The sequence below is a fragment of the Paraburkholderia sp. SARCC-3016 genome, from assembly GCF_031119615.1.
Lineage (GTDB): Bacteria > Pseudomonadota > Gammaproteobacteria > Burkholderiales > Burkholderiaceae > Paraburkholderia.
The window spans coordinates 222,927-241,270 of sequence record NZ_JAVHZD010000003.1 but is presented as its reverse complement, the minus strand read 5'-3'; the positions used below and the strand labels follow the sequence as shown (position 1 = coordinate 241,270).

Here is an 18,344-nt window from a genome sequence, read left to right as displayed (position 1 = left end):
GCTGCGCTGCCTGAATCGGCACGCGCGGCAAGAATCCCGACCGCCTCTCTCTTTAGCCATGGATAAACTCGAACAACTGTTGACCCGCGCCGAAGCGGTGCTGGGCCGTCTCGAAGCAATGCTGCCGCCTGCGGCGCCCGACGTCGACTGGTCGGCCGCGGTCGCATTTCGCTGGCGCAAGCGCCAGGGGCGCGGCTTTCTGCAACCGGTGCCGTCCATTTCCCTGATTTCGCTTGCGGACCTGCAGAACATCGACCGCCAGAAGGAGCTGATCGAGCAGAACACGCGCCAGTTCGTCCACAAGCAGCCGGCGAACAACGTGCTGCTCACCGGTGCGCGCGGCACGGGGAAGTCTTCGCTGATCAAGGCCTGCCTCAATGCGTATGCGAAGGACGGTTTGCGTCTCATCGAAGTCGACAAGGACGACCTGCACGATCTCGGCGACATCGTCGATCTGATCTCGATGCGGCCCGAGCGCTTTGTCGTGTTCTGCGACGATCTGTCGTTCGAGGACGGCGAGTCCGGCTACAAGGCGCTGAAGGTTGCGCTCGACGGCTCGGTGGCCGCGCAATCGGACAACGTGCTGATCTACGCGACGTCGAATCGCCGCCATCTGTTGCCCGAATACATGAGCGACAACGAGACGTACAAGCACACGGCCGACGGTGAGATTCATCCGGGCGAAGTGGTCGAGGAAAAGATCTCGCTGTCCGAGCGCTTCGGGCTGTGGGTCAGCTTCTATCCGTTCAAGCAGGACGATTACCTCACGATCGTCGCGCACTGGCTGCGCCATTTCGGCTGCGACGACGCGGGCGTCGAAGCCGCGCGCGGCGATGCGCTCGTGTGGGCGCTCGAACGCGGCTCGCGCTCGGGGCGCGTTGCGTGGCAGTTCGCGCGTGACTGGTCGGGTCGCCGGGCGCCGGCATGACTGCTGCTGCGGACAATGCGCCGCAAGCCGCGGCGGCGCCGCGGCCGGTGACCGAGGTCGCGGTCGGCGTGCTGGTGCAGCCGGACGGGCGCTATCTGCTCGCGCAGCGGCCGGCAGGCAAGCCGTATGAAGGTTACTGGGAGTTTCCGGGCGGCAAGCTCGAACCCGGCGAGACCGTCGAGGCGGCGCTCGCGCGCGAACTGCACGAAGAGCTCGGCATCGACGTGAAGGCCTGCCACCGCTGGCATACGCTCGAACACGACTATCCGCATGCGTATGTGCGGCTCTATTTCTGCAAGGTGACCGAATGGGCCGGCGAGCCGCACGGCCGCGAAGGCCAGGCTTTCGTCTGGCAGACGTTGCCCGCTGACGTCACACCGCTGCTGCCCGCTACGATACCGGTGCTCGAATGGCTCGCGGCTGAGTAACCGGTGGGTGCGCGCTTTACGGCGAACTTCAATGATGTGCGTTTTCGCCGGGCATCTCGTCTGACGGCGGCTCTTCATCGTTGCTGCCGATCCTGTATTTCTCGGCGGCCCAGGCGCCGAGATCCATCTGCTTGCACCGTTCGGAGCAGAACGGGCGGAAGCGGCTTTCCGGGGTCCAACGGACATCCTTGCCGCAAGTTGGGCATTTGACGACGGTTGTCATTCTGTCTGGTTTGTGGCGATGGTTCGATCGAAATGTAACGAACGTCGAATCTGGGGGCGCCGGCTGCGGATTAAAGCGCGTCGCGCGTTGCGCATCGCGCGTGCCTGGTCTGCCGTCCCGCGCCGCCGGTGCCAGGCGACGACCGGCGACCGTCGATCGGCGACTTACGCCTACAGACTACACAGCGTGAGCTGAAAAGGCACGTCGACATCGACCGAGCGCGGACGAAGATCGCCGTCCTGCACCGTGAAGCGGACCCACAGCATATATTTGTTGGCGCTCGCTTCGGGGATCACGCGCAATTCCGGCGCCACGCGCACCTGCATCAGCTGGTACGTGCGGCCCGACAGCATCTGCTGGTAGCTGCCCTGCATCGCCATGACCTTCGACGCCTGGCCCGATTCGCGCGCCAGACGCAGCACGATGGCGGCCGCATCGCGCAAAGGCAACAGCGGCATGACCCACTTCGCGATATCCTGGCGGCGCTGGTCCGCATGCGTCTGCTGCCATGCGTAGTACGACGGAAGATCGAACTTGCAGGTGCCGCCTGGAATGATCGCGCGGCTGCGGATGCTCGAGAGCCACTCGTTGTCGGCCAGATGCTGGCCCGTTTTGCCTTGCATTTGAGCAAGGCCGGCAAGCGTTTGCTCGATTTCACCGAGCACGGCTTCGAGCGCATTCTGCTCGATGCCCGGATTGCCGCGGAATGGTGCGAGCGTTTGACGCTGCCGCTCGAGCTCCTTCATCAGGTCCGACTTCAGATCCGCGCGGCCGGCGACTTCGGAGATCTCGAACAGCGTGGTCAGCGCGACATGATGTTCCCTCGGATCTTCCTGAGTCAAAAAGAACGTAAAGCGCTCGAACAGGTCTTCGAGGCGCAACAGCGTCCTGATTCGCTCGTTGAAGGGATACTCGTAAAGAATCAAGCGGGATCGCCTCGCGCGTGGTCGGTAACTGAATTGCAGGACATTCTAATGCCGTGGCTCTACCCTAGCAATGAAACACTGGATCCGTCCAGTTCGCAAATTTTTCGCTCGTGTTTCGCTCACGTTTCGCGCCGGTTACTGCGAAATCGCGGCGCGCTGCCCGATTTTCCGCCGACCTTCAGATTATCGGGGGCGCTCGAGGGACATTTTCGCAACCGGAATGACTTGAGCACGGGTGCCGCATCAGCACTTGTATACGGGCTTATGGCGCGCCGGCGGATGATTCGGAGATATACAGGCGGTGCAATTCTTCGACGCGCGCATCGAGTGCTTCGACCGTTGACTGGTCGTGGTTGACGATCACATCGTCGGCAGCTGCGAGGCGCGCCTCACGCGTCGCCTGGCGGGCGATGATCGCAAGCACCTGTTCGCGCGTGAACGCGTTGCGGCGCATGACGCGCCCGATCTGCGTCTCGACGCTGCAGTCGACGACGAGCACGCGATTCACACGCGTCTTCCAGCTTCCCGATTCGACGAGCAGCGGCACCACGATCATTGCATAGGGGCCGCGCGCTTCGCGCCGCTCACGTTCGGTCTCCGCACGGATCAACGGGTGAGTGATCGCTTCGAGGCGGCGCCTCGCGTTTTCGTCGCTAAAGACAAGCGCTCGCATGCGTGCGCGATCGAGCGAACCGTCGGGGGCGACGAACAAAGCGCCGAATTCGCTCGCGATCGCGGGCATCGCAAGGCCGTGCGGCGCCGTGATGCGATGCGCGATCGCGTCGGTGTCGATGATTGGCACGCCGCGCGCCGCAAAGCGGTCGGCGACGAAGGACTTGCCGCTGCCGATGCCGCCCGTCAACCCAACAGCAAACATGCGTCAGCCTCCGAGAGCGAAATAAAGCGGCGTACCGAGAAACAGCGTAAGCGCGCCGCCGGCCGCGAGAAACGGGCCGAACGGCAGCGGTTCTTCGAAGCGCATCCGGCCGCGCCAGGTGGCAACGAGACCGACGAGCGCGCCGGCGACCGCGGCGATCAGAATGATTTGCGGCAGCGCGGCCCAACCAAGCCAGGCGCCCAGTGCGGCGAGCAGCTTGAAGTCGCCGTAGCCCATGCCTTCGATGCCGCGCACGAGCTTGAACGCCCAGTGTACGCACCATAGCGCGAGATAACCGGCAATCGCGCCGAGCACGGCATCGGACAGACTCGCGAAGAGGCCGCCGAAGTTGAGGATCAGGCCCGTCCACAGCAAAGGCAGCGTTAGCGAATCGGGCAGCAGGTGCGTGTCGATATCGATAGCGCTCGTCGCGAGCAGCGTGGCACAGAGGCCAAACGCGGCGAGCGCGGTGCCGCTCGGACCGAACAGCACGAGCGACGCGACCGCACAGACGGCGCTTGCCATTTCGATCAATGGATAACGGAGGCTCACGCGCGTTTTGCATTGCGAGCAGCGGCCGCGGAGCAGCAGATAGCTGAGGATGGGCACGTTTTCCCACGCGCGCAGCAAGTGGCCGCAATGCGGGCATGCGCTGCGCGGCAGCCACAGGTTATAACGCGGCGGCAGGCCGTCGTTTTCGACTTGCTGACCGGTGACATCGGCGACTTCGGCACGCCATGCGCGTTCGAGCATGATCGGCAGCCGGTGCACGACGACGTTCAGGAAACTGCCGACCACGAGCCCGAACGCGACCGCGAAGACGATCTGCAGCGCGAGCGGCAGCATCGCGAAGGCCGCGCCGGCCGCAGCCGACAGATTGTCGAGCCAGGCAACGACCGACGCGACAGGCGAGCCGATTTGCGACCCGATCGGCAACCCCATGGGCGACACGACGAGCGACCCCGAAGACAACCCTGAAGGCGACGGATACGACATGTTGTAGAGGTGGTCTGACACGGTTCTGAACGCGGCCGGCATGGTTGAGGTTCTCGATTCGGCTGGATGCTACACCACGTTGCCTAGTTGAATGATGGGAAGATACATTGCAATGACGAGCCCACCCACAAGCAGCCCGAGCACCGCGATCACGAGCGGTTCGCACAGGCTCGCGAGCGAGCCGGTCTGTTCGTCTACCTGACGATCGCACAGCGATGCGACATCGAGCAGCATCGTATCGAGGGTGCCCGACTCCTCCGCGACCGCGACGGGTTGCACGACCTCGGGCGGAAAGCATTGGGTGGCCTGCATCGCAGCCGCAAGCCGCTCGCCGTCGCGCAGTCTCGCGGCGATGCCGGCGGTCGCGCGGTCGAAGTACGCATTGCCGGTTGCGTGATCGAGCGACGTGAAAGCATCGGCGAGCGGCGTGCCGGCCGAGAGCAGCGTGCCCAGCGCGCGGCTCCAGCGTGCCGCGCAGAGTATGGTCAGCAGCGGTCCGATAATGGGCGCGCGCAATGATAACCGCGCGCAGTGGAGCCGAGCCGCCTCCGACGTGCGCAGCAATTTCGCGAAGCTGGTTCCCGCGGCGACTCCGAACACGACGATCGGCAAGCTCCATTTCGCGGCGCCCGCGGAAAGCGCAAGTACCGCTTGCGTCGGCGCAGGCAGCGCGGCGCCGAAGCCGTCGAAGATCTGCTTGAAGGTCGGAACGACCCATATCAGCAGCGCCGCGGTGATCGCCACCGCGAGTACGAGGATAGCGGTCGGGTACGTGAGCGCCGCGCGTACTTTCGCACGCTGTGCGGTGGAACGCTCACGGTCGTCTGCGATACGCGCGAGCACTTGTGCAAGCGAACCCGACGTTTCGCCCACCGCAACCAGTTGCGCGTACAACGGACCGAACTGATCGGCCCGCGAGCGCAGCGCTTGCGAAAAGCTGACGCCCGCGACGATGTCGCGCGCAAGCGCACCGACGATGCGCGACATGCCATGCGTTTTGCCGGAGGACGCCGGCGCGTCGGCCAGCAATTCGAGCGACGGCGCAAGCGGCAAGCCGGCGCGCAACAGGCTCGCGAGTTGGCGCGTGAAGCGCGTGACGTCGGCGGAACGCGCCTGCGCGCGGGGCGCGGGGCCTTGCGCGGCGAGTTCGACAATAAAGAGGCCGTCGCGCCTGATCTTCGCGCGCGCCGCGACGACGTCGGCCGCGATGACCGAGCCGCTCCTGTGCCTCCCGTCGGCCTCGATGCCACGCCATCTGAAGCGCAGTTCCTGCGATAACGAATCCGTCACCATTGCAGCGGCCCTTATGCGATCTCGGTCGCGCAGAGCGCTTCGGCGAGGCTCGTCGTGCCGTCGACGACGCGCGCGAGCGCGGCGTCGCGCAATGTGCCGACCGCTTCGGCGCGTGCCTGTTGCGTGAGCGTCTGCGTGCTCGCGCCCACGACGATCAACTCGCGCATCGCGTCGGAAACCGGCATCACCTGATGGACGCCGATACGTCCGCGGTAGCCGATGCCGTGACATGCATTGCAGCCTGCTGCCGCGTATGGAAGCGTGCCTTCGAGACTGGCTTCGCAGCTGCCTGCCGCGTGCATTGCGGCGCGTAACGCGGCGGCGGATTGAACGTCCGGCGTTTTGCACTCGGCGCAGAGTTTGCGCACGAGACGCTGCGCGGTCACCATGCGAAGCGCGCCCGCGAGGTTGTACGGTGCGACGCCGATGTCGATAAGCCGCGCGATGGCGGCGGGCGCGTCGTTCGTGTGCAACGTCGACAGCACGAGGTGGCCGGTTTGCGCCGCCTTGACAGCGACGTCCGCGGTTTCTTCGTCGCGAATTTCGCCGACCATGATCACATCGGGATCCTGCCGCAGAAACGCGCGCAACGCGGTGGCGAACGTGAGGCCGGCCTTTTCGCGCACACTGACCTGATTGATACCCGCAAGCTGGATTTCCGCCGGGTCTTCGACCGAGCACAGGTTACGCGAGACGGCATTGAGCATTTGCAGGAAGCAGTACAGCGAGAGCGTCTTGCCGCTTCCCGTTGGACCGGTGACGAGCATGAGGCCGTGCGGCGCGCGGATCGCCTGTTCGACGCTCGCGCGCTGTTCGACCGTAAGGCCGAGCGAGGCGAGCGAAAGACCGGCCGGCAGCGACTCGAGCCGGCGCAGCACGAGCTTTTCACCATACAGCGTGGGTAGCGAATTCACGCGATAGTCTTCGACGCGCCCTGCGCCGCTCGCGAGTCGCAGCCGGCCGTCCTGCGGCACGCGGCGCTCCGCTATATCCATGCGCGCGAGCACCTTCACGCGCGTGATGAAGGCGTCGCGCAGATGGGCTGGCGGTTGCGCGACTTCGTGCAGCACGCCGTCGATGCGCAAGCGGATGCGCCAGCCGTGCTCCGACGGTTCGATATGCAGATCCGACGCGTTGCGGCGCGCCGCTTCGTGCAGCGTTTCGGTGAGCAGGCGAACGGCGGGCGGGGCGTCGGCTTCGTCTGCGACGGTTCGAAAAACCGCGCCGGGCGTCGCGTTGTGCTCGCCAGCGAAGTCTGATGCGTGCGCTGCGAAGGAAGGAAGAGGAGTCATCGGGTACCGGCCGAAAGCCGCCTGTGCAACTGGACGGCGTCATCATCCGGTATCGCGGCTGTGGCCGCCATTAGGCCGTTCGGCTAGCTGTGCGCCGCTTTCATTTGCAGTACGATGCGCTACCCCGCGTGCTGCGTCCGCGGCCCGCGCCATGGCAAGAGTGATGACAAGAGTGATGACAACAATCGCGGAAGGTCGGCGCGCGGCGCGCCGCGCCCGCCCACCTACTGACATCAGCGGCCTAGCAACCTCGCGACCTTCGCGCCGGCTTTCTGCCCCGGGCGGAACAGCTTCACGGTGCGAATCGCCTGATCGTCGCTGCGCATCACTTCGAGCTTGACGTCGGCGATCTGCACGCAGACATCGCCCTCGGGAATCTCTTCGAGAATCTCGAGGATGAGGCCGTTGAGCGTCTTCGGGCCGTCGGTCGGCAGTTTCAGTTGCAGCCAGCGGTTGAGCTCGCGCAGCGGCATGCTGCCGGCCACGATGCACTCGCCTTTGTCGTCCCAGCCACCGCGAGAACTCGCGCTACGCGGCACCGACGTCGTGAATTCGCCGATCAGTTCTTCGATGATGTCCTCGGGTGTGACAAGACCCTGCAATTCGCCGTATTCATTGACGACGAGGGCGGTGCGATGGCGGCTTTCCTGGAAGTACTGCAACTGCTGGAAGACGGGCGTACCGGACGGCACGAAGTACGGCTCGGCAAGCAGTTCGCGCAGCGTTTCGCGTTCGAGCTCCTGGTTGTGGAGCGCGGCGAGCGTCTTGCGCACATGCAGCACGCCGAGCACGCGATCGATATCGCCTTGATAGACGATCAGCTTGTTGTGATAGCAGGTTTCGAGTTGATGCAGGATCTGATCGAACGGCGCGTCGAAATCGAGCGCCTCGATGCGGCGGCGCGGAATCATGACGTCGTCGACCGAAATGTTCTCGAGATCGAACAGGTTGAGCAGGATGCTGCGGTGCTTGGTCGGCATGAAGCTGCCGGACTCGAGCACGATGGTGCGCAACTCTTCGGTCGACAGGCGCTGATCGCGCGTGCCGCCGGTATTGATGTGCAACAGGCGCAAAAAACCGTTGGCGAACAGATTCACGAACCAGATCAGCGGTTTTGCGATGCGCATTAGTGGCGCAATCAGAAAACTCGCAGGCAGAGCGATCTTTTCGGGGTACGTCGCACCAACGATCTTCGGTGCAATTTCCGCGAACACGATAATCAGAAACGCGACGATGCCCGTCGACACCGACAGCACGACGCTGTTGCTGCCGAACGTGCGCAGTGCAATCGATGTCGTGAGCACCGGGATGATCGTATTGAAGAGGTTGTTGCCGATCAGGATCACGCTTAGCAACTGGTCCGTGCGTGAAAGCAGGCCCTGCGTCTTTTTTGCTCCGAGCACACCTTTGTTGGTCAGATGCTTGAGGCGATGACGGTTGAGCGCCATCATCGCCGTTTCGGAAATGGAGAAGAAACTCGAACAGATCAGCAGGACCAGGACGGCGCCTATCTGCGCCCATAAGGGAAGTTGTTCCACGCGTCGTGAAGTAAGGGGAAGGGGATGGGGAGAATATAGCAGAGGGGTTCGGCGCACCCCATCGGCCAAAAGACAGAGGCTGTGAGTGGCGAGGCGGGCCAAAACCGTGGGCGAAAAAAAACCGCGCTACGTTGCGCGGTTTTTCAAAAATTCTGGTCGGGGTGAGAGGATTCGAACCTCCGGCCTCTACGTCCCGAACGTAGCGCTCTACCAGGCTAAGCTACACCCCGATTTATCCTGCATTGTACTGCGTGACTCTTGCTGGACTCGTTGCGCGAATCGGTCTTATTTAAGACTGTCTCGTCGTCGAGTAAGAACATAATTCTAGCAGGCTTTCCTTGTAAATGGAATCGGGAAACAAAGAAATCGCGGCGGCCGCCGCTTGTGCTTCCTGCTTTGCGCACTGCAGCGTGTGGTCCAGCGCGCCCGAATGCGTGATCGCTTCGAAGATCGTCTCGAAGCGATCCGTGCCGCCCTGCACGATCGCTTCGCGCGCAAGCGCGCCCTGTTCGGGCGTGCCGCGTTCGATCAGGTAAATCAGCGGCAGCGTGGGCTTGCCTTCGCGCAAGTCGTCACCGGCATTCTTGCCCATCGATTCCGGTGTACCGGTGTAATCGAGCCAGTCGTCCATGATCTGGAATGCGGTGCCGATGCGCCGGCCGAATTCCGCTGCGGCTGCCTCGGTCGTTTCGTCCGCGTCGGACAGCACGGCGCCCAACTGCGCGGCCGCTTCGAACAGTTTCGCTGTCTTGTAGCGGATCACCTGCATGTAGCGCGCTTCGTCGACGTCTGCGTCGTGCATGTTGAGCAGTTGCAGCACCTCGCCTTCGGAAATGATGTTCGTCGCTTCCGACAGGATTTCCATCACGCGCATCTTGCCGACGCCGACCATCATCTGGAACGACCGCGAATAGAGAAAGTCGCCGACGAGCACGCTAGCCGCATTGCCGAAAAGCGCATTCGCGGTTTGCCGGCCGCGACGCAGATCGGATTCGTCGACGACGTCGTCGTGCAGCAGCGTGGCCGTATGGATGAACTCGATCACCGCAGCCAGTTCGTGACGCTGCCCGGTGGTATCGCCGAGCGCGCCCGCGACGAGCAGCAGCAACGCCGGACGCAGGCGCTTGCCGCCGGCACTGATGATGTACTCGGAGATCTGATTGATCAGCATCACCTCGGACGCCAGACGGTGCCGGATGACACGATTGACCTGCTGCATGTCTTCGGCGATGGGTGCGAGCAGGCTGGCGGCGTTGGGTGCGGGAGTGGCGGTCGACGACATGGTGGCGATTTGGGGTAATGCCGCGAATTATAAGGCGAATCGTGCAATTTCCGCGCCGCCGGGTCGGGATGCGCGGCCTTTCTGGCCATTCGGCCTATCTTCAGGGTACGAGGCGCACACCGGGCGAGCGCCGGACCGGCATGGGGCGGGTGTCACGCGTGCCCGCGCCGGCTCCGCGCGACGCGACGACGATTGACTTTGACCGTGCAGCTAACTCTATGTATAATCACGGGTTTCCGCGCGCGGTGCGTCGGGAAAAATGATTCACGATGAATCACGAATAAAGAGTGAGGTTTTCAATGTACGCGGTCATAAAAACCGGCGGCAAGCAGTACAAGGTTGCTGTCGGCGAAAAACTTAAAGTAGAACAGATACCGGCAGACATTGACGCAGAAATCACGCTCGACCAGGTTCTCGCAGTAGGCGAAGGCGAATCGATTAAATTCGGTACGCCGCTGGTCAGTGGGGCTTCCGTCAAGGCTACCGTTGTCTCTCACGGTCGTCACGCCAAAGTGACCATCTTCAAGATGCGTCGCCGGAAGCACTACCAGAAGCACGGCGGCCACCGCCAGAACTACACCGAACTGCGCATCGACGCGATCAACGCGTAAGCGCATCGGGCAAGGAGCTATCAGATGGCACACAAAAAGGCAGGCGGCTCGTCCCGGAACGGCCGCGACTCCGAGTCGAAACGCCTCGGCGTGAAGGTTTTTGGCGGTCAGGCAATCCTCGCCGGCGGCATCATCGTCCGTCAGCGCGGCACGCGTCTGCACCCGGGCCTGAACGTCGGTATCGGCAAGGATCACACGTTGTTCGCGCTGGTCGACGGCCACGTCAAGTTCACGACGAAAGGCGCCGACAAGAAGCACACGGTCAACGTTGTCCCGGCAGCGGCCTGAATTCCCAGGTAATTCATTTGCCAGGTTAAGCAGGTCGGGCTTCAGCGCCGGAAAAAAGGCCCCGCGAAGTTAGCGGGGCTTTTTTATTGGTTTTTCTTCGATGCGGCAAGCACGCTTCACGTGCGCACCGCAACTGGCCGATTGGCAGATTGTTGAACCGTTGCGGCGCGGGGCAAAATAGCGGCAGTACGGCTGGTTCGCGACGCATCGAATCGCATCAAACAGCAAGAGCAACAGCAGCAACAACGCAGCAACAACGCAGCAACAACGCAGCAACAACGCAGCAACAACGCAGCAACAAACGGTACGAACGGGACGGAGCGACTCATGAAGTTCATTGACGAAGCGAAAATCGAAGTCATCGCCGGCGACGGAGGCGATGGCAGTGCGTCGATGCGCCGCGAGAAGTTCGTCCCGTTCGGCGGCCCGGATGGCGGCGACGGCGGGCGTGGCGGCAGTGTCTATGCGGTCGCGGATCGCAACATCAACACACTGATCGACTACCGTTATTCGAAAAAGCATCAGGCGCGCAACGGTGAAAACGGGCGAGGCTCCGACTGCTACGGCAAGGGCGGCGACGACATCACGCTGCGCATGCCGGTCGGCACCGTGATTACCGATCTCGACACCGGCGAACTGATCGCGGACCTGACCGAGCACAATCAGGTCGTGCAGGTCGCGAAGGGCGGCGCCGGTGGCCTGGGCAACCTGCATTTCAAGTCGAGCACGAATCGCGCACCGCGCCAGAAGACGGACGGCAAGCCCGGCGAGCGCCGCATGGTGCGTCTCGAACTGAAAGTGCTCGCTGATGTCGGGCTGCTCGGTATGCCGAACGCGGGCAAGTCGACGTTCATTTCATCGGTATCGAACGCGCGGCCGAAAATTGCCGACTATCCGTTCACCACGCTTGCGCCGAATCTGGGCGTCGTGCGTGTGGGGCCGAGCCGTAGCTTCGTGATTGCCGACATTCCGGGCCTGATCGAAGGCGCGGCTGAAGGTGCGGGCCTCGGTCATCAATTTCTGCGACATCTGCAGCGCACGGGCTTGCTGTTGCACATCGTCGATCTCGCTCCGTTCGATGAAGCGGTCGATCCGGTCGCCGAAGCAAAGGCGATCGTCAACGAACTGCGCAAATACGACGAGTTGCTGTTTGCGAAGCCGCGCTGGCTCGTGTTGAACAAGCTCGACATGATTCCCGAAGACGAGCGCGAAGCGCGTGTCGCCGCGTTCCTGAAGGGATTCGAATGGGATGGGCCGGTTTATCAGATCTCCGCGTTGACGGGCCAAGGGTGCGAGAGCCTCTGTTACGCGGTGTACGACTATCTCGCCGAACACTCCGATGCGCATCGCGCCGCTGAGGCCGAAGATCTCGCCGCCGACGTGCGTTTCCGCGCGGAGTCCGGAAGCGGCAACAATGGGGCATCGGCCTTGCCGCCGCAAGACTGATCGCTGCGTCGTTGCCGGTCGACGGCCTGACTCATCACCCATGAACCCTGTTGGAGATCGCGCACAAATGCGTTCCGTCATCGCAGATTCCCGCCGGCTCGTTGTGAAAGTCGGATCGAGCCTCGTCACGAACGACGGGCGCGGTCTCGACCATACGGCAATCGGCCGTTGGGCTGCGCAGATCGCCGCGCTGCGTGAGCAAGGCAAGGAGGTCGTGCTCGTCAGTTCCGGTGCGATTGCCGAGGGCATGCAGCGCCTCGGCTGGACGAGGCGGCCGCGCGAGATCGACGAATTGCAGGCTGCGGCCGCCGTCGGGCAAATGGGGCTCGCGCAGGTTTATGAAAGCCGCTTCGCCGAGCACTCGATCCGCACCGCGCAGATTCTGCTCACACACGCGGACCTCGCCGACCGCGAGCGCTATCTGAACGCGCGCTCGACGCTGCTTACGCTGCTGCGCCTGGGCGTCGTGCCGATCATCAACGAAAACGACACGGTCGTCACCGACGAAATCAAGTTCGGCGACAACGATACGCTCGGCGCGCTGGTCGCCAATCTGATCGAAGGCGATGCGCTGATTATCCTCACGGATCAGCAAGGCCTTTTCACCGCCGATCCGCGCAAGGATCCGACCGCGACGCTCGTGCAGCAGGCCGACGCGGGCTCACCCGAACTCGAGGCGATGGCAGGCGGCGCGGGCTCGAGTATCGGACGCGGCGGCATGCTGACCAAGATTCTCGCGGCGAAGCGCGCGGCGCACAGCGGCGCGAACACCGTCATTGCGAGCGGTCGAGAGGCGGATGTGCTCGCGCGGCTTGCGTGCGGCGAAGCGATCGGCACGCAGCTGATTGCGCGTACCGCGCGCATGGCGGCGCGCAAGCAATGGATGGCGGACCACTTGCAGGTGCGTGGCCACGTGGTGATCGATGATGGTGCGGTGGAGAAGCTCACCGCGGGCGGCAAGAGCCTGCTGCCGATCGGGGTCGTCGACGTGCAGGGTGCGTTCGCGCGCGGCGAGGTGATTGCGTGCGTGAACGCGGCAGGGCGCGAAGTCGCGCGTGGTCTCACGAATTACAGCAGTTCCGAGACGAAGCTGATTCAACGTCGTCCGAGCGGCGAGATCGAATCGGTGCTCGGGTATATGCTCGAACCCGAACTGATTCACCGCGACAACCTGGTGCTCGTTTAGCGTTCACGCGGCGGCGCGCACAGGGCTCGCCCCGCATTTGCGCTGCTCGCGACCCGCGTTCGACACCACGCCTTGCTCGTCGAAGCCACGCGCCGCGAGAACGACGCGTTCAGTCAATCACCGGGTCTGCAAGTCGCCCTGGGTCCGGTTGTACCGGATGTTGTTGACGATCGTCTTCGCCGAGCCCACGGGCAGGCGGTTCGCGCAGAAAAAGTCCTGATACAGCGAAGCGCGGTACGCGTTGAGGTCGCCGTTCTCAATGCGCGTCCAGTCGTTGGCGACGGTGCGATCCCAGTCGTCGTGGTCCTCGTTGAGGCCCGCATACAGACGCCACGTGTAGTTGTCGCAGTGAATGCCTTCGTAATTGATGTTGCGTGCACCGCCCGGGCTCGTCACGACGACCGTGTAGCGCACGACGCCGTCCGACCCCACCGATATCGACTTCGCGTCGACAAAGAAACTGAGCGGCGTGTTCTGCGAGACTTCGAACGGTAGCAGGTCGGCCTGGTTGGGCAGCGGCGGCAGCGTATCGACCTTGTTCTCGGTCCAGTTGGTAGGCATGTCCAGCAGGTAGTGGAAGTCCGCGTCCTTTTGCGGTGTCGGCTGCTTGTTACTTGAGCAGCCGGCCAGCAAGGCGCCGGTGGCCACACACGCCACCGCGAGAGCAAACAATTTCAAGTGAAATTCCCCGAAACGCCGGTATGGCGGCGGATGTGCCGCCCCGGCTAACGCGGCACAAGGCGCCGCAACGCGCTGCACGATATCAGTCTTGCGGCGCTTCGCGCAAACCCGGCACGCGAACAATCACGCTCCCGGCGGCCGAACAGTCGGATTCCAGCGGAGCGGGCAGCGCCGCTTCCACGGCAACAGCCGACGTATTGCCGACCGATGGCGCAACGTTCGGCGAAGATGAAACCGAGAATGAGGATGGCGCGGAAACGCCCGACCCCGGCGGCACATTCACCGACGACGCCATCCGCGGATAGCGCTGCCCGTGATGCCCCCCCGGTTTTTCCGCACGCGGCGCGGCGCGGCGCAGGAAACGGGAAAGCTCCGTTAGCGCCAACTGATACACATCCCGCTTGAACTCGATCACACAGTCGAGCGGCACCCAATAGTCGTTCCAGCGCCATGCGTCGAATTCCGGGTGATCCGTGGCGCGCAAGCAGATATCGCAATCGCGCCCGACCATCCGGAGCAGGAACCAGATCTGTTTCTGGCCACGGTAATGCCCGCGTACTTCACGCTTGATGAACTTGTCCGGCACCTCATAACGCAACCAGTCGCGCGTGCGACCGACCACCTTGACGTGCTCGGGAAGCAGCCCGGTTTCTTCGTGTAACTCCCGATACATCGCTTGCACGGGGGTTTCACCATATTTGATGCCCCCTTGCGGAAACTGCCAGGAATGTTCACGGAGCCGCTTACCCCAAAACACCTCGTTGTGCGCGTTCAAGAGGATGATGCCGACGTTCGGGCGAAAGCCTTCACGATCCAGCATACAACCACCTTCGAATCCTTTAAAATTGCTTTGATTATAAACAGATAATGGTCCAAACGCACCCCGGCGGCACCCCGGCGGCACTGTGGATGACCCGCAGACGGCAGCACGGGCGGCGCCTCAGACTCATCTGAACGGCATCGGTATTGCACGTCGTCGCCATTCGGTTCGATCGGTCTGGACCACGATCGTGTCCGATGCCACGCGGTAAATGTCGCATCGCAATCCCGTTTCGTTCGTGCATGGCGCGGCAACACGCGAGCGCATTCTGTGATTGCATTCCGCGCGAGCTTCACGCACATTTCACGCTCGACCGGCGAGCTTTTCGACCAGATCTGGCGTGGATTTGGCGAACCGGTCCGCAGATGCTACCGTTTCATCTCTTCGGGCGGGCCCGACCCGGTTCCGCCGCTTTTGGAAAACTCTGAATGAAAGCCTCCCGTTTCTTTATCGGCACGCTCAAGGAAGCGCCTGCCGACGCCGAAATTGTCAGCCACAAGCTTATGGTGCGCGCGGGCATGATCCGTCGCGTGGCCGGCGGCATCTATAACTATCTGCCAATCGGCCTGCGTTCGATCCGCAAAGTGGAAGCGATCGTGCGCGAGGAAATGAACCGGGCGGGCGCAATCGAATTGCTGATGCCGTCGGTGCAGCCGGCGGAACTGTGGCAGGAATCGGGCCGCTGGATCAAGTACGGTCCCGAACTGTTGCGCTTCAAGGATCGCAAGCAGAGCGACTTCGTGCTCGGGCCGACGCACGAAGAAGTCGTCACCGATATCGCGCGCAACCAGATCAAGAGCTACCGTCAATTGCCGGTGAACTTCTATCAGGTGCAGACGAAGTTCCGCGATGAAATCCGTCCGCGTTTCGGCGTGATGCGCGGCCGCGAGTTCATCATGAAGGACGCGTACTCGTTCGACAAAGACGTGGACGGCCTCAAGGAGTCGTATCGCAAGATGTACGACGCGTACGTGCGGATCTTCACGCGTCTTGGTCTCGAATTTCGCGCGGTGGCGGCCGACAACGGTGCGATCGGCGGCAGCGGCTCGCACGAATTTCACGTGATCGCCGACACGGGCGAAGATGCGATCGCATACTGCCCGACGTCGGAGTACGCGGCGAACGTCGAAGCCGCCGACGCGCTGCCCTTGATCGCGCAACGCGCCGCGCCCGCGGAGCCGCTCACGAAAACCGCGACGCCCGGCAAGGCGAAATGCGAGCAGGTCGCCGAATTCCTGAATATCCCGCTCGAGCGCACGATCAAGTCGATCGTGCTCGCCACCGAGAACGAAGGCGCCGCGCCGACCATCTGGCTGTTGCTGCTGCGCGGCGACCATGAACTGAACGAGATCAAGGCGAGCAAACTGCCCGGCCTCGGCGATTTCCGCTTCGCGACGGAAGCCGAGATTGTCGAGTGGTTCGGCACGCCGCCCGGCTATCTCGGGCCGTTGAACACGAAGAAGCCTGTCAACGTGATTGCCGATCGCACGGTCGCGAATATGAGCGATTTCGTGGTGGGCTCGAACGAAGTCGACTTCCACACGACCGGCGTGAACTGGGGCCGCGATCTGCCGGAGCCGGCCGTCGCCGATATCCGCAACGTCGTGAAGGGCGATCCTTCGCCGGACGGCAAGGGCGTGCTCGACATTTGCCGCGGCATCGAGGTCGGTCACGTGTTCCAGCTCGGCACGCGCTACTCGGTCGCGATGAACGCGACGTGCCTCGACGAAACCGGCAAGCCGCAGCCGATGGAAATGGGTTGCTACGGCATCGGCGTCACGCGCATTCTCGGTGCGGCGATCGAGCAGAACTTCGACGATAAGGGCATCATCTGGCCGGAATCGATCGCGCCGTTCGAAGTCGTGCTGTGCCCGATGGGTTACGACCGCAGCGACGCCGTGCGCGAGCAGGCCGACAAGCTCTATGCCGAACTGATGGCGGCCGGCGTCGACGTGATCCTCGACGATCGCGGCGAGCGCCCCGGCGTGATGTTCGCCGACTGGGAACTGATCGGCGTGCCGCACCGGCTTGTGATCGGCGATCGCGGCCTGAAGGACGGCAAGATCGAATATCAGGGCCGCCGCGATACCGAAGCGACCCTGCTGCCCGTCGAAGACGCCGCGCGAACGGTCATCGACAAAATCAAGGCATCACTCGCGCACTGATCGGAGCGGGCATGGAATACAACTTCCTGTCCGCAACGATCCTGCTGATTCTGATTACGGATCCGCTCGGCAATATTCCGCTCTTCGTCAGCTGTCTGAGGGGCGTGACGCCGCACCGCCGGGCGGTCGTGATTCTGCGCGAGGTTGCGATTGCGTTCGGCATCCTGCTGGCCTTCATGCTGGCAGGCGACCGCTTTTTGCGGATGATGCATCTGACCGATCTGTCGTTACGCATCGGCGGCGGCATCGTGCTGTTTCTGATTGCGATCAGAATGATCTTCCCGCATCCCGATGGCCTGACCGGCGTCATTCGCGGCGGCGAGCCGCTGATCGTGCCGCTCGCGATTCCCGCGCTGGCCGGTCCGTCGGCGCTCGCAACGGTCATGCTGTTGACGTCGCAAGCGCCGGGCAAGATGCTCGAATGGATCGCGGCGCTGTGCGTGACGATGGTGGTCTGCGCGATCGTGCTCGTACTGTCGGAGCGCATTCAGCAGTGGCTCGGCGAACGGACGGTCACCGCGTTCGAGCGGCTGATGGGTCTCGTGCTGGTTGCGATTTCAGTCGAAATGATTCTGGCCGGGATCCGCGCGTTCGTGCACCAGCTTTGACGACGACGGCATGCCGGGCCGGCGGGCGCCCGGCATGCGTGTTCGCGCCACCACTGCGCGTCCTCACGCGTGCGACGCCAGCGCTCGACGCAGCGCTCAACGACAGCGCCCAGGCTTAGCGCGCGCTCACGCGCCCGCAGTCAGCGCGCGAATAGTCGGCAAATTTCGCCAGTAGCCCTTTGCATCCATGCCGCAGCCGAACACATAACGGTCCGGTACCTGGAAGCCGCAGAAGTCGGGGCGCAGCGGCTTCGCTTTCGCAATGGTCTTCTCGCACAGGACTGCGCTCATAAAGCGCTTGGCGCCCATCGCGAGAATGCGGTCGCGGATCGCCGCCATCGTCTCGCCTTCGTCGAGGATATCGTCGAGCACGAGCACGACGCGGTCCTTCACCGATTCGGCCGGTGCGACACGCCACTGCATGTCGTGGCTGCCTTGCGTGGTGTTCCGGTATCGCGTGAGGTGGATGTAGTCGAATTCGAGCGGGAAGTCGAGATGCGGCAGCAGCATGCCGGTGAACACCGCGGCGCCGCCCATCACCGACAGCACGAGCGGGAACACGTCACTCATTTCGGCGCGGATCTCGCCGGCCATCCGCTCGATCGACGCGTCGACGTCGGCGGCCGATACGATCTCCTCGGACTGGCTGAAAATCTGCAGGGCTTCTTCGCGGTTCATGACGTTAGGCGGGCGGTAACGGTATACATATTAGTGTGCGAGACAACGGCGCCGCGCGCCACAGAATAAACCCGGCAT

Annotated in this window: 19 protein-coding genes and 1 tRNA gene; 8 read left to right on the top strand and 12 right to left on the bottom strand. The window is 63.1% G+C overall.

The window, feature by feature from the left end; translation table 11 throughout:
* Positions 1 to 58 precede the first annotated feature (58 nt).
* Both QYH69_RS05160 and QYH69_RS05155 read left to right on the top strand, forming a co-directional pair.
* Positions 59 to 928, top strand: a complete 870-nt coding sequence (locus QYH69_RS05160) for an ATP-binding protein (protein ID WP_075158221.1) — start codon at positions 59 to 61, stop codon at positions 926 to 928.
* Positions 925 to 1,356, top strand: coding sequence for an NUDIX domain-containing protein (locus tag QYH69_RS05155; RefSeq protein ID WP_308830808.1), 432 nt, complete (start codon positions 925 to 927; stop codon positions 1,354 to 1,356). The genes QYH69_RS05160 and QYH69_RS05155 overlap by 4 nt, the downstream gene beginning before the upstream one ends.
* Before the next feature lie 28 nt (positions 1,357 to 1,384).
* Here QYH69_RS05155 and yacG read toward each other — a convergent pair whose 3' ends face one another.
* The 9 genes from yacG to QYH69_RS05110 all read right to left on the bottom strand — a co-directional run bounded on the left by yacG (position 1,385) and on the right by QYH69_RS05110 (position 9,783).
* A complete protein-coding gene (gene yacG, locus QYH69_RS05150; RefSeq protein WP_308830807.1) occupies positions 1,385 to 1,579 on the bottom strand; it encodes a DNA gyrase inhibitor YacG in 195 nt (64 codons plus the stop codon).
* Positions 1,580 to 1,749: 170 nt separating this feature from the next.
* Positions 1,750 to 2,505, bottom strand: coding sequence for a cell division protein ZapD (gene zapD / locus QYH69_RS05145; protein ID WP_075158218.1), 756 nt, complete (start codon positions 2,503 to 2,505; stop codon positions 1,750 to 1,752).
* A gap of 262 nt (positions 2,506 to 2,767) precedes the next feature.
* Positions 2,768 to 3,382, bottom strand: coding sequence for a dephospho-CoA kinase (gene coaE, locus QYH69_RS05140; RefSeq protein WP_308830806.1), 615 nt, complete (start codon positions 3,380 to 3,382; stop codon positions 2,768 to 2,770).
* 3 nt (positions 3,383 to 3,385) lie between these two features.
* On the bottom strand, positions 3,386 to 4,228 hold the full coding sequence (locus QYH69_RS05135) for a prepilin peptidase (RefSeq protein WP_374992351.1): 843 nt from the start codon (positions 4,226 to 4,228) through the stop codon (positions 3,386 to 3,388).
* 219 nt (positions 4,229 to 4,447) lie between these two features.
* Positions 4,448 to 5,671: a type II secretion system F family protein gene (locus tag QYH69_RS05130; RefSeq protein ID WP_308830805.1), complete on the bottom strand. Its 1,224-nt coding sequence runs from the start codon at positions 5,669 to 5,671 to the stop codon at positions 4,448 to 4,450.
* 11 nt (positions 5,672 to 5,682) lie between these two features.
* Positions 5,683 to 6,963, bottom strand: a complete 1,281-nt coding sequence (locus QYH69_RS05125) for an ATPase, T2SS/T4P/T4SS family (protein WP_308830804.1) — start codon at positions 6,961 to 6,963, stop codon at positions 5,683 to 5,685.
* A gap of 233 nt (positions 6,964 to 7,196) precedes the next feature.
* Positions 7,197 to 8,501, bottom strand: a complete 1,305-nt coding sequence (locus QYH69_RS05120; RefSeq protein ID WP_308830803.1) for an HlyC/CorC family transporter — start codon at positions 8,499 to 8,501, stop codon at positions 7,197 to 7,199.
* 153 nt (positions 8,502 to 8,654) lie between these two features.
* Positions 8,655 to 8,731, bottom strand: a tRNA-Pro gene (locus QYH69_RS05115).
* Between the two features lie 59 nt (positions 8,732 to 8,790).
* The gene (locus QYH69_RS05110) at positions 8,791 to 9,783 is read right to left on the bottom strand and encodes a polyprenyl synthetase family protein (protein ID WP_308830802.1); all 993 of its coding nucleotides are present in this window, start codon (positions 9,781 to 9,783) and stop codon (positions 8,791 to 8,793) included.
* Between the two features lie 299 nt (positions 9,784 to 10,082).
* Here QYH69_RS05110 and rplU point away from each other — a divergent pair, with 299 nt between their 5' ends.
* The 4 genes from rplU (at position 10,083) to proB (ending at position 13,314) form a co-directional block, all read left to right on the top strand.
* A complete protein-coding gene (gene rplU, locus QYH69_RS05105; protein WP_006025184.1) occupies positions 10,083 to 10,394 on the top strand; it encodes a 50S ribosomal protein L21 in 312 nt (103 codons plus the stop codon).
* Between the two features lie 24 nt (positions 10,395 to 10,418).
* Positions 10,419 to 10,682: a 50S ribosomal protein L27 gene (gene rpmA, locus QYH69_RS05100; protein ID WP_075158212.1), complete on the top strand. Its 264-nt coding sequence runs from the start codon at positions 10,419 to 10,421 to the stop codon at positions 10,680 to 10,682.
* A gap of 327 nt (positions 10,683 to 11,009) precedes the next feature.
* Entirely contained in the window at positions 11,010 to 12,128 is a 1,119-nt protein-coding gene (gene cgtA / locus QYH69_RS05095) for an Obg family GTPase CgtA (protein WP_308830801.1), read from the top strand.
* Positions 12,129 to 12,195: 67 nt separating this feature from the next.
* Positions 12,196 to 13,314, top strand: a complete 1,119-nt coding sequence (gene proB, locus QYH69_RS05090; RefSeq protein ID WP_308830800.1) for a glutamate 5-kinase — start codon at positions 12,196 to 12,198, stop codon at positions 13,312 to 13,314.
* Between the two features lie 117 nt (positions 13,315 to 13,431).
* On the opposite strand, the gene QYH69_RS05085 is transcribed toward proB, so the two are convergent.
* Positions 13,432 to 13,992, bottom strand: a complete 561-nt coding sequence (locus tag QYH69_RS05085) for a CNP1-like family protein (protein WP_308830799.1) — start codon at positions 13,990 to 13,992, stop codon at positions 13,432 to 13,434.
* An 85-nt stretch (positions 13,993 to 14,077) separates the two neighbouring features.
* Entirely contained in the window at positions 14,078 to 14,815 is a 738-nt protein-coding gene (locus QYH69_RS05080) for an RNA pyrophosphohydrolase (RefSeq protein ID WP_308830798.1), read from the bottom strand.
* Between the two features lie 428 nt (positions 14,816 to 15,243).
* Here QYH69_RS05080 and QYH69_RS05075 point away from each other — a divergent pair, with 428 nt between their 5' ends.
* Positions 15,244 to 16,980, top strand: a complete 1,737-nt coding sequence (locus QYH69_RS05075; RefSeq protein ID WP_308830797.1) for a proline--tRNA ligase — start codon at positions 15,244 to 15,246, stop codon at positions 16,978 to 16,980.
* A gap of 11 nt (positions 16,981 to 16,991) precedes the next feature.
* Positions 16,992 to 17,588: a MarC family protein gene (locus tag QYH69_RS05070; protein WP_075158205.1), complete on the top strand. Its 597-nt coding sequence runs from the start codon at positions 16,992 to 16,994 to the stop codon at positions 17,586 to 17,588.
* A gap of 126 nt (positions 17,589 to 17,714) precedes the next feature.
* On the opposite strand, the gene QYH69_RS05065 is transcribed toward QYH69_RS05070, so the two are convergent.
* Positions 17,715 to 18,266, bottom strand: coding sequence for a hypoxanthine-guanine phosphoribosyltransferase (locus QYH69_RS05065; protein ID WP_075158204.1), 552 nt, complete (start codon positions 18,264 to 18,266; stop codon positions 17,715 to 17,717).
* Positions 18,267 to 18,344 lie beyond the last annotated feature (78 nt).